This window comes from Pseudolysinimonas sp. (genome assembly GCF_051954455.1).
Lineage (GTDB): Bacteria > Actinomycetota > Actinomycetes > Actinomycetales > Microbacteriaceae > Pseudolysinimonas.
Genome location: NZ_JBQCHS010000024.1, coordinates 117,833 through 128,248, shown reverse-complemented (window position 1 = coordinate 128,248; position 10,416 = coordinate 117,833). Strand labels below are relative to the sequence as shown.

At 72.9% G+C, this 10,416-nt stretch carries 12 protein-coding genes and 1 tRNA gene; 2 read left to right on the top strand and 11 right to left on the bottom strand.

Annotated elements, in window-relative coordinates; translation table 11 throughout:
* Window positions 1-134 precede the first annotated feature (134 nt).
* From ACTHM3_RS11545 to ACTHM3_RS11510, 8 genes are all read right to left on the bottom strand, one after another.
* Window positions 135-1,127 (bottom strand): TerC/Alx family metal homeostasis membrane protein, encoded by a 993-nt coding sequence (locus ACTHM3_RS11545; RefSeq protein WP_440406243.1) that lies wholly within the window; start codon window positions 1,125-1,127, stop codon window positions 135-137.
* Window positions 1,128-1,484: 357 nt separating this feature from the next.
* Window positions 1,485-2,192: an SOS response-associated peptidase gene (locus ACTHM3_RS11540; protein ID WP_440406242.1), complete on the bottom strand. Its 708-nt coding sequence runs from the start codon at window positions 2,190-2,192 to the stop codon at window positions 1,485-1,487.
* A 50-nt stretch (window positions 2,193-2,242) separates the two neighbouring features.
* Window positions 2,243-2,635, bottom strand: coding sequence for a hypothetical protein (locus tag ACTHM3_RS11535; protein WP_440406241.1), 393 nt, complete (start codon window positions 2,633-2,635; stop codon window positions 2,243-2,245).
* 31 nt (window positions 2,636-2,666) lie between these two features.
* Window positions 2,667-2,996: a hypothetical protein gene (locus ACTHM3_RS11530; RefSeq protein ID WP_440406240.1), complete on the bottom strand. Its 330-nt coding sequence runs from the start codon at window positions 2,994-2,996 to the stop codon at window positions 2,667-2,669.
* Window positions 2,993-3,190 (bottom strand): hypothetical protein, encoded by a 198-nt coding sequence (locus tag ACTHM3_RS11525; protein ID WP_440406239.1) that lies wholly within the window; start codon window positions 3,188-3,190, stop codon window positions 2,993-2,995. The genes ACTHM3_RS11530 and ACTHM3_RS11525 overlap by 4 nt, the downstream gene beginning before the upstream one ends.
* Before the next feature lie 43 nt (window positions 3,191-3,233).
* Window positions 3,234-4,166 carry a DMT family transporter gene (locus ACTHM3_RS11520; protein WP_440406238.1) on the bottom strand — a complete coding sequence of 311 codons (933 nt, stop codon included), beginning with the start codon at window positions 4,164-4,166 and terminating at the stop codon, window positions 3,234-3,236.
* Between the two features lie 83 nt (window positions 4,167-4,249).
* Window positions 4,250-4,325, bottom strand: a tRNA-Glu gene (locus ACTHM3_RS11515).
* Between the two features lie 69 nt (window positions 4,326-4,394).
* Window positions 4,395-5,588: a RimK family alpha-L-glutamate ligase gene (locus tag ACTHM3_RS11510; protein WP_440406237.1), complete on the bottom strand. Its 1,194-nt coding sequence runs from the start codon at window positions 5,586-5,588 to the stop codon at window positions 4,395-4,397.
* Window positions 5,589-5,627: 39 nt separating this feature from the next.
* On the opposite strand from ACTHM3_RS11510, the gene ACTHM3_RS11505 reads away from it, so the two are divergent.
* Window positions 5,628-6,113, top strand: coding sequence for an ATP-dependent zinc protease family protein (locus ACTHM3_RS11505; RefSeq protein WP_440406236.1), 486 nt, complete (start codon window positions 5,628-5,630; stop codon window positions 6,111-6,113).
* 11 nt (window positions 6,114-6,124) lie between these two features.
* On the opposite strand, the gene ACTHM3_RS11500 is transcribed toward ACTHM3_RS11505, so the two are convergent.
* A complete protein-coding gene (locus ACTHM3_RS11500) occupies window positions 6,125-7,057 on the bottom strand; it encodes a diacylglycerol kinase family protein (RefSeq protein ID WP_440406235.1) in 933 nt (310 codons plus the stop codon).
* An 18-nt stretch (window positions 7,058-7,075) separates the two neighbouring features.
* Between ACTHM3_RS11500 and ACTHM3_RS11495 the strand changes: the two genes are divergently transcribed.
* Window positions 7,076-8,041: a hypothetical protein gene (locus ACTHM3_RS11495; protein WP_440406234.1), complete on the top strand. Its 966-nt coding sequence runs from the start codon at window positions 7,076-7,078 to the stop codon at window positions 8,039-8,041.
* Here the strand turns inward: ACTHM3_RS11495 and ACTHM3_RS11490 are convergent.
* Window positions 8,001-10,127, bottom strand: coding sequence for a copper-translocating P-type ATPase (locus ACTHM3_RS11490; protein WP_440406233.1), 2,127 nt, complete (start codon window positions 10,125-10,127; stop codon window positions 8,001-8,003). The genes ACTHM3_RS11495 and ACTHM3_RS11490 overlap by 41 nt on opposite strands.
* Window positions 10,127-10,408: a metal-sensitive transcriptional regulator gene (locus tag ACTHM3_RS11485; protein ID WP_440406232.1), complete on the bottom strand. Its 282-nt coding sequence runs from the start codon at window positions 10,406-10,408 to the stop codon at window positions 10,127-10,129. The genes ACTHM3_RS11490 and ACTHM3_RS11485 overlap by 1 nt, the downstream gene beginning before the upstream one ends.
* Window positions 10,409-10,416: the final 8 nt, after the last annotated feature.

Here is a 10,416-nt window from a genome sequence, read left to right as displayed (position 1 = left end):
GTGGGGGGGTGTGCTTTCGCCTTGGTGGTGTTGCGGCCCTCTTCGGGTGGCCGCGCGCGCGGGGCCGTGTCCGGCCCCCCGTCCCCCCCACGACTCGACGGGTAGCGCTCCGGTCTCGATACGCCGCGTCGCGGCTACTCGACCCGCTCGGGCTCGCGCTTCGCCACCATCCGCATGCGGATGAGCGACGCGACGACCGCGATCGCCATCGCCGCGACGATCACGCCGAGCGAGACGAAGGTGTCGATGTCGGGCGCCCACTCCACGTGCTCGCCGCCGTTGATGAACGGCACCTCGTTCTCGTGCAGGGCGTGGAAGAACAGCTTCACGCCGATGAAGGCGAGGATCACCGCGATCCCGTACTTGAGGTAGACGAGGCGCTCGACGAGGTCGCCGAGCAGGAAGTAGAGCTGCCGGAGTCCCATGAGCGCGAACACGTTCGCCGCGAAGACCAGGAACGGATTCGTCGTGATGCCGAAGATGGCGGGGATCGAGTCGAGCGCGAACAGGAGGTCGGTGCTCCCGAGGGCGATGAACACGATGAGCACCGGCGTCCAGACCCGCCGGCCGTCGACCGTGGTGCGCAGGCGTCCCCCGTCGAACTGGTCGGTGACGGCGATGCGCCGTCGCAGCCAGCGGATCAGCCGGCTCTCGTCGTCCTTCTCGTCGTCGTGGCCGGTGGCCGCCTGGCTGATCGCGGTGTAGATGAGGAACGCGCCGAAGAGATAGAAGATCCAGCTGAAGTTCTCGATCAGCTGCGCGCCGATCAGGATGAAGATCCCGCGGAAGATCAGCGCCAGCACGATGCCGACCATCAGGATCTCCTGCTGGTAGCGGCGCGGCACCGAGAAGCGCTGCATGATCAGGATGAAGACGAACAGGTTGTCGACGGAGAGGCTGTACTCCGTCAGCCAGCCCGTCACGAACTCGCCGGCGTGGACGTGATCGCCGAGCAGCCACAGCAGGCCGGCGAAGATCAGTGCGAGCGCGACGTAGGCGCCGATCCAGAGCGCCGACTCCCGGTTCGAGGGGATGTGCGGTCGCCGGTAGGCGAGCACGAGGTCGAACGCGAGGATCGCGAGGAGGACGGCGAACGAGGTGATCTCGAACCAGATCGGGATCTGCATGGGGTGCCCTTCGGGTGCGGTGACGGCCCGAACGTCTCTCCCGCGCGGGCCGCTGACGACCCGCGATCGCGGCCGAGGTGACGACGCTGGCACCCGTGATGACGACCGCGACGAGGTGGGATACTCCCCTTCGCTGGGGCGAGTCTAGCGGGTACGGCATCACGACGGGCGCCCGACCGCCCGAGGTTGCACCGCCGACGGTGGGGCGGCCGCCGCGGCGGGCCCCCTGATCTGCCCTGCACGAGGGAGGACGGTGGTGAGCCGCCTCATCGCACCTCGTGAAGAAGACCCTACCGTCTGTCCGCCGGAATGGGGACCCGCATCCGGGGACTTCGGTCCGCTTCGATGCGGACGGATCTAGTCGGGCACCGGGGCGATGAGGCCGGCGTCCTCCGGATCGGCGGTGCGCGAGTTGTTCACCCGGCGGTCGACCTCGTACTCGGTGATCGTGCGGGCGACCCGCTCGGAGCTCGCGCCGATGCGCTCGAGCATCTCGTCCATCCCGCCGGCGTCGAGGACCACGGGGTTCAGCCACCCGTCCCACTCGTCGCGCTCGAGGAAGACCGGCATCCGATCGTGCACCTCGCCCGACGCATCGCGGGCCTCGCGGGTCACGATCGCCGTCGAGACGACCCACTCCTCGCCCTCCTTGCGCACCGCCGCGATCCCGGCGGCCGCAAGGAGACCACCCGCGCCGTGCAGGAAGTGCGGGATCTTGAGGCCGTCGCGCTCGCTCCACTCGTAGTAGCCGCGCATCGGGACGAGACACCGCGACCCGGCGAACGCGCGCTTCCAGAGCCCGCTCGTCGCGAGGGTCTCGATCCGGGCGTTGAAATTGGGGCGCTTGGACTCCTTCACGAACGCGGGCCTGAAGTCCCAGATCGCGGGCTCGACGGTGCGCGTCACCTCGCCGGAGTCCTTGTCGCGCCGCTCCCGGACGATCGGCACCTCGTCCGTCGGCGCGATCGAGTACGAGATCCGCCAGTCGCGGTAGTCGTTGCCGTCGAGCACGAACTCCTCGATGAGGTCGTTCGTCTCCTTGTCCATCGCGAACCGGCCGCACATGCGGCCATCATCCCCCCGACGGCCGACGTCGTGCGCGACCGAGGCGGGCCCTAGCCGCGGAAGAAGGCCGAGGCCCGCCGGGTCCAGAGCAGGACGATGCCGATCAGCGCGAGCACGCCCGACACGATCGGCGACCACAGCGACCCGCCGCCCGCCCCGGCCACGACCGCCTGGAACACCCCGTAGATGGCGAACGCCAGGTCGATCGCGAGAACCACCGTCGTGAGGCCCCGCGCGATCTGCCCGCCGCGGAGCAGGCTGATGCCGACGAGGAACGTCAGGATCCCGAGCACGAGCGGGATCACCGGCAGCACCGCGAGGGCGGGGACGCCCGCGATCGCGACGCCGGCGAGGCCGAGCACGCCGACCAGGACGCCGAGCAGCCCGTTGAGGATCACGAGGATCGCGACGAGCGTCACGCCTCCCGGTCGCCTGCCGGCCATGGTCTCCGCCTCTCGCGCCGGATGGGCCCGGTCAGCGCCGACGATAGCGGGGGCGGCCCCGGCGCGCGAGGGCGCGGGCGGCCAGGCCCAGCGCGAGGCGGCCGACGGGGATGCCCCCGATGACGCCGACGCGCCCGACGGCGCCGATCGACGCGATGCTGCCGATCGAGCCGACCGACGCGATGGACACGATGGAGCCCGCCGAGGCGAGGCTCCCGATCGACCCGGCGCTCGCGATGCTCGCGATGGAGCCCGCGCTCGCGACGCCGGCGATCGATCCGGCCGACGCGACGCTCGCGATCGACCCCGCGGACGCGATCGAGGCGAGCGAGCCGACATCGCCGACCTCCTCGCGCCTCATCGACCCGCCTCCGGCTCCGGCGGCACCGGGTCGCTCAGCTGCTCGGCGGACGGGGCCGGCTCCGCGCGGGGGCGGCGGGTGAGGAGGATGCCGATCCCGCCTCCCGCCGCCGCGAGCGCGATGGAGAGCGGCACGAACAGCAGGGTCCACAGCCCGTCGCCGCCGCCCGGGATCGTGATCGCGGCGGGGAGCATGCCCCGACGCTACGCGCCGAGGACGCCCGCCGCGAGCCCGCTGTCAGCCGCGCACGTCGGGCGCCGACGTCGGGATCGGCCCGGTCGCGGGCGCGGCCTCCGGGGTCGGAGGCGGCACGACCCGACGGCGCGTGACGAGGAACGATCCGCCGAGCACGAGCACGAAGCCGACGACCGTCCAGACGGTCACCCGCTCGTGCAGCACGAGGGCGCCGGCGACGATCGCGACCGCCGGGTTGACGTAGGTGATGGTCGTCATCCGCATCGGCCCGATCTCACGGATCAGCGCGAACATGAGAATGAACGCGAGCGCGCTGCAGACCGCGCCGAGCAGCAGCACCGAGATCCAGACCGGCGGCGACGGCCACGCGGTCGGGAGGGCACCGGTGAGCAGCACGACCGGGACGTAGACGATCGCGGCGATGCCGAGCGAGCTCGCGACGACTCCGGTGCCCGGCAGGTCGGACATCCACCGGGCGAGGATCGCGGGTCCGATGGCGTAGCCAATCACGACGACGACGATCTCGGCGACGCCGATGAGGTCGGAGCCGGCGACGTCGAGCCCCACGAGTGCGGCGACGCCCAGCATCCCGAACAGGATCCCGAGCCAGTTCGCGAGGTGCAGCCGCTCCGGTCGCCCGAAGAGGAAGGCGACCGCGACGCCGACGAGCGGCACCGCCGCGAGCAGCAGCCCCGAGGTCGAGCTCGGCAGCCGCGTCTCGGCCGAGCTCAGGAAGAACCACGGCACCACGATCTCGACGAGCGTGTAGACGAGCAGCGGCCGCCAGCGCCGCAGCACCGGCAGGATCTCGCCCCGCGCGAGGGCGAGCGGCAGCAGCAGGATCGCGCCGATCGCGGTGCGCCCGAGCACGACCATGGCCGGGTCCAGCTCGCCGACCGCGATCTTGATGAGGAGGTACGGGATCCCCCATGCGACGCCGAGTGCGGCGAAGAGGAGCAGTCCGCGGCGGGTCACCGGCCCACGGTAGCGGCCGCCGACGACACCGGCCGACCGGCCGCGAAGACGAGGAGAGAGCCCTCGCGGGCATTCCTCGACGTTGGTGACCCCAGCGGGATTCGAACCCGCGTTACCGCCGTGAGAGGGCGGCGTACTAGGCCACTATACGATGGGGCCGTCACGACAACTCGACCGAGTATACAGGTCCGGCGACCCCTCGCCGACACCCCGCGGAGGCCCTCCCGCCTACTCCGCGACGGGGATCGGCTCGGCCGGGAGCCTCCGCACGCGGGCCCGGCGCTTGCGCCGCTCGGGCACCATCGAGCGCATCTCCTCCAGCTTGCCGAAGCAGAGGAGCCGGTCGCCCGTCTCGAGCGCGACGCGGTTGCGCGGGTTGGGGATGACGGTCGCGCCACGGTGCAGGGTGAGCACCGTGATGTCGCGCTCGCCGAGGCTCGACTCCCCGATCGTCTTGCCGACGAAGTCGCCGTTGTTGTGGACGAGGATCTCGGCCACGCCGTACCCGGTCGACACCGACAGCCGCTGCCGCACGTCGATCTCGGGGAACGCCACCTGATTGGCGATGTAGTCGACGATCGCGCCCGCGACGTCGAGCTGGGTGGCCTCCTCGATGCCCTGCAGCCCCGGGGAGGAGTTGACCTCCATGACGAGCGGCCCGTCGTGGCCCTCCAGCATGTCGACGCCCGCGACGCGGAGACCCATGATCTGCGCCGAGCGCACCGCCGCCTGCTCGGACTCCGGGTCGAGCTCGACGCGCTGCACGGTGCCGCCGCGGTGCACGTTGGAACGGAACTCGTCGCCCTGCGCCGTCCGCCGCATCGCCGCGACGACCCGGTCGCCGACGACGAGCGCGCGGATGTCGCGCCCGCGGCTCTCGCTCACGAAGCGCTGGATGAGCACGTTCTGCTGCGTCGACTGCAGCGTCTCGATGATCGCCTCCGCGACCTTCACCTCGGGGGCCAGGATTACCCCGATCCCCTGCGTGCCCTCGAGCAGCTTGATGACGACGGGGGCGCCGCCCACGAGCTCGATCGCGGGACGCACGTCGGCGCGGTTGCGCACGAACGCCGTCGCGGGCATCCCGATGTTGTGCCGGGACAGGATCTGCGTGGCCCGCAGCTTGTCGCGCGCGTTCGAGATCCCGTTGGCGGTGTTGGGCGTGTAGACGTCCATCTGCTCGAACTGGCGGACGACCGCGGTGCCGAAGTAGGTGATGGAGGCGCCGATGCGCGGGAGCACCGCGTCGTAGTCGGAGAGCGGGCGACCGCGGTACTGCAGGTCGGGAGCCTCGCCCGTGAGGTCGATCCCGAACCGCAGCGTGTTGAGCACCTTGACGTCGTGCCCGCGCTGATCGGCCGCGGCCCGCAGGCGCTGCGTGGAGTAGGCGCGCGGGGCGCGCGACAGGATCGCGAGTTTCATGCGGGACTTCCGGGCGGTCGGCGCTGACAGGATGGGGGCGTGAGCCCGTCGACTCATTCAAACACCCGCGCCGGGTGGCGCGAGTGGGTGCAGCTGCCGGACATCGGCGTGCCGTGGATCAAGGCCAAGCTCGACACCGGCGCGCAGACCTCCTCGCTGCACGCGTCGAGCATCCGCACGTTCGACCGCGACGGCGAGGACTGGGTGCGCTTCCGCGTGCGGCCGTGGCAGGACTCCACCGAGGACAGCGTCCTCGTCGAGCTGCCGGTGCACGACCGGCGCAACGTGCGCAGCTCCAACGGGCAGGTGCAGGAGCGCATCGTCGTGCGGATGCGGATCGTGCTGCTCGACCGCACCATCCGCACCGACGTCACGCTCAGCAACCGCAGCTCGATGGGGTTCCGGATGCTGATCGGGCGCCGTGCGCTCCGGCGTGGGATCGACGTGGCGTCGGGCGAGTCGTACCTCGGCGGCAAGGCGCCGCGTGAGGCCCGGCGGCGCAACCGCGGGATCGACGAGAGCTAGGTCCGCGGAGGCTAGACGAGCACCCGCAGCGCCCCGGGCACGAGCTCGACGTCGACCGGCGTCGGCCCGAGCCGCTCCCCGTCGCCGTAGACGACGATCCCGTCCGCCTCGATCCGCAGGCGCCGCGCCCGCTCCATCCGCACGATCGGCAGGCCGACGTGCTCGCCCGAGAACACCTTGGGGAAGAGGCGCAGGAACGTCAGCCGCGACACCGGGTCGACGATCATGACGTCGAGCAGCCCGTCGTCGAGCACCGCGTTCGGCGTGACCTTCATGCCGCCGCCGAGCGAGACGCCGTTGCCGATGGAGACGAGGCTCGCGTCGGTCTCGATCACCCGGTCGTCGAGGGTGAGCCGGTAGTGCACCTTCCGCAGCCGCGCGAGCTCGATGAGGATCGCGACCGTGTAGCGGCTCGGACCCTTCGGATGCCGCATCCCGTTCGCGCGCTCGTTGACCAGGGCGTCGAAGCCGGCGCTCATCGCGCACGCGACCCAGCGCTCTTGCGGGGCGCCGTCGGGATCGGTCCAGCGCACCTTCGCCGCATCGATCGTGCGCGGATCGCGGCCGAGCGCCTCGCCGAACGCCCGGATCCCGGCCTCCGCGCTCTCGTACGGGATGCCGAGCGAGCGGGCCATGTCGTTGCCGGTGCCCGCGGGCACGATGCCGAGGGGCACGCGCTTGCCCGCGAGCACGTTGGCCCCGAGGTGGACCATGCCGTCGCCGCCGACGACGACGAGCGCGTCGGGCCGCCGCGCGACGGCCGCGCGGGCGGAGGCGGCGAGCGACTCCCAGTCCGGCTCCTGCAGCGACACGACCTCGTGCCCCGATGCGCGGAGGGTCTGCACGAGGGCCGGCCCGACGTCGCGGCTCTTGCCGAACGAGGCCGACGGATTGATGGCGACGACGACGCGTTTCGGCTTCGACGGCGTCGTCCTCGGCGGCATGGCACGAGTATGGAGCACGTGGACCGTCCCCCGCTCCCGCTCCGCGCCCGGGGCGCCGCGTCGCCCGCGACGCTGCCGGCCGGCGCCGTCCGGGTCGGCCTGGCCGGGGTGCTGGGCGGGCGCGGCGGGCGCGGACGACGGGCCCGCGCGACGGCGGCTCCGGGCTCGCTCGTGGCCCGCGCCTGGCGCTGGTCGCCCCGGGATCACGCGTCGCCGCACTGGTGGCCGCAGGGCGTCTCGGTCGGCGCGCACGAGGGCCGGCCGGTCGTGCTGGTCAGCTGGTTCGCGCAGCCGTGGGGCCCGCGGCGCGGCCGCGGGTCGCGGGTGACCGTGGTCGACCTCGGCGACGCCCGCCGTCCGCGGTACCGGCACGTGGAGCTCGTCGCCGTGGGCCCGGACGGCGCCGCCGCCCCCGTGCCGATCCACGCCGGCGGGATCGCGTGGACGGCCGAGGGCGACCGCCTGTACGCCGCAGCGACATTCGGCGGGATCCGGGAGTTCCGGCTCGGCGACATCGCCCGCGTCGGCCGCCGGCTCGTCCTGCCGCAGCACGCCGAGTTCGCCGCCGAGGGCGAGCCGCGGGAGCGGATGCGGTACTCGTTCGTCTCCGTCGCCGCGCCCGGCGAGCTCGTCGCCGGCGAGTACCGCGCGGACGACCGCGGCCGGATCGCACGGCTCCGGATCGACGACGAGCGGGCGGAGATCGTCGAGATCTTCTGCCCGGGCATCGCCGCGATGCAGGGCGTCGCGCTCGACGCGGGCGTCTGGTCGATCAGCGCGAGCCGCGGCGAGCGCGACCCGGGCGACCTGTGGCGCGGGCCGCGCGATGCGCTCGCGCGGCATCCGGGCGCGCTGCCGCCCGGGCCGGAGGACCTCGCGCACGACGCGGCCGGGCGGCTCTGGGGCGTGAGCGAGTTCCCGCGGCGACGCGTGCTCTACGAGCTCAGCGACTCCACCGCATCCGCCGCAGCAGCTGCGCGTTGAGCGCGACCACGATCGTCGACACCGACATCACCGCCGCCCCGACCGCCGGCGGCATGAGGAACCCCACGCCCGCGAGCACCCCGGCCGCGAGCGGGATCCCGAGCACGTTGTACGCGGTCGCCCAGACCAGGTTCTGGAGCATCTTGCGGTAGGCGGCGCGGCTGAGCCGCACCATGTCGAGCACGCCGCGCGGGTCGTCGGAGGCGAGCACGATGTCCGCCGACGCGATGGCCACGTCGGTGCCGGCGCCGATCGCGATGCCGACGTCGGCGCGCGCGAGGGCCGGGGCGTCGTTGACGCCGTCACCCACCATCGCGACCTTCGCGCCGCGGGCCTGCAGCTCCGCGACGACGTCCGCCTTCTGGCCCGGCAGCACCTCCGCGTGCACCTCGTCGATGCCGAGTCGTGCGGCGACCGCGTCCGCGACCCGGTGCGCGTCGCCGGTGAGCATCGCGACCCGGATGCCGGCCCGGTGGAGTCCGTCGACCGCCGCCGCGGACTCCGGGCGCACGGCGTCGCCGAGCGCGAGCACGGCGAGGGCGCGGTCGCCGTCCAGCAGGTGCACGATCGTCGCGCCCTCCGCGCCGAGCTCCCGCGCCGCGTGCACGAGCGACGGATCGAGCAGCACCCCGCGCTCGGTGACGACGCGCGGGCCGACGACCGCGAGGGCGCGCCCGGCGACCTCGGCCTCGGCGCCGCGGCCCTCGAGCGCGCGGAACCCCGTCGACTCCGGCACGGCGGTGTCGCGCCCGGTCGCCGCGGCGACGATCGCGCGGGCCAGCGGGTGCTCCGACCGCGCCTCGACGGCTGCGGCGAGCCCCAGCGCCTCGCTCTCGTCGACGCCGGGCGCCACCGCGATCCCGACCAGCTCGGGTCGGCCAGCGGTGAGCGTGCCGGTCTTGTCGAAGAGCACGACGTCGACGCTGCGGGCCGTCTCGAGCGCGGCGCGATCCCGCACCAGGATGCCGCGCCGGGCGCCGATCGCGGTCGTCAGCTGCACCACGAGCGGGATCGCGAGTCCGAGCGCGTGCGGGCACGCGATCACCAGGACGGTCACCACGCGCTCCAGCACGAAGGCCGGATCGTCCGGGCTCAGCAGCAGCCACACGACGAGCGCGATCGCCGCCGCGCCGAGCGCGACGTAGAAGAGGACCGCGGCCGCCTTGTCGGCGAGCAGCTGCGTGCCCGACCGGCTGGCCTGCGCCTCCGCGACGAGCCGCTGGATCCCGGCGAGCGCCGTGTCGTCGCCGGTGCGCGTGACGCGGACCGTGAGCGCGCCGCCGCGCACGACGCTGCCGCCCACGACGGTCGCGCCGGGCGCCTTCGGCACCGCCGCGGACTCCCCCGTGAGGAGCGACTCGTCGGCCTCCGACTCCCCCTCGACCACCTCGCCGTCGGCCGGCACCGCTGCCCCCGGCCGCACGACGACGAGGTCGCCGGCCACGAGGTCCGCGCGGGCGACCCGGGTGCCGTCGGGGCGCTCGGCGTCGTCGGGCAGCAGCTTCGCGAGCTCGCCGAGCGCGTTCTGGGCGCCCATGACGGCGCTCATCTCGATCCAGTGGCCGAGCAGCATGACGTCGATGAGGGTCGCGAGCTCCCACCAGAAGTCCATGCCGGGCAGCCCGAGCACGACGGCGAGCGAGTACCCGAACGCGACCAGGATCGCCAGCGCGATGAGCGTCATCATGCCCGGCGCGCGGGACCGCAGCTCCGCGACCGCGCTGGTCAGGAATACGCGGCCGCCGATCACGAAGACCACCGCGCCGAAGATCGCGGGGATCCATGCGGAGCCCGGGAACCGCGGTCCGGGCAGGTGCAGGATCTCCTGCAGCCCGGTCGAGAAGACGAGCGTGGGGATGCTCAGCGCGATGCAGACCCACAGCAGCCGCCGGAACACGTTCGGGTCGTGTGCGCTGTGGTCGTGCGCGCCGTGGTCGTGGTGATCGTGCGCGCCGTGCTCGTACACCTCGTGATCGTGCCCGCTGTGCTCGTGGCCCCCCGACTGTGCGCTGAAGCCCTGTCCTGACGGCTCCGACAGGGCTTTGGTGTCGATCGGGTGCTCGCGCCCGTGGTCGTGGTCGCTCATCACGCCCCCCGGTTCTGCTGGAGCTCGAACACGGTCAGCAGCTCGTCGACCGCGTCGTCGCGCCGGCTGCCCCCCTCCTCGAACATCTCGGTGACGTGCGTGCGGAGGTGGTTCTCGACGAGGAGCTTGTTGAGGCTCCGCAGCGACTTCTGCACCGCGAGGGTCTGCGTGATGATCTCGACGCAGTAGGCCTCGTCGTCGATCATCCTCTCGATCCCGCGCAGCTGCCCCTCGAGGATGCGGGCCCGGTGCAGGGCGCGCTTCTTGATGTCGTCGATCATGCGGCAAT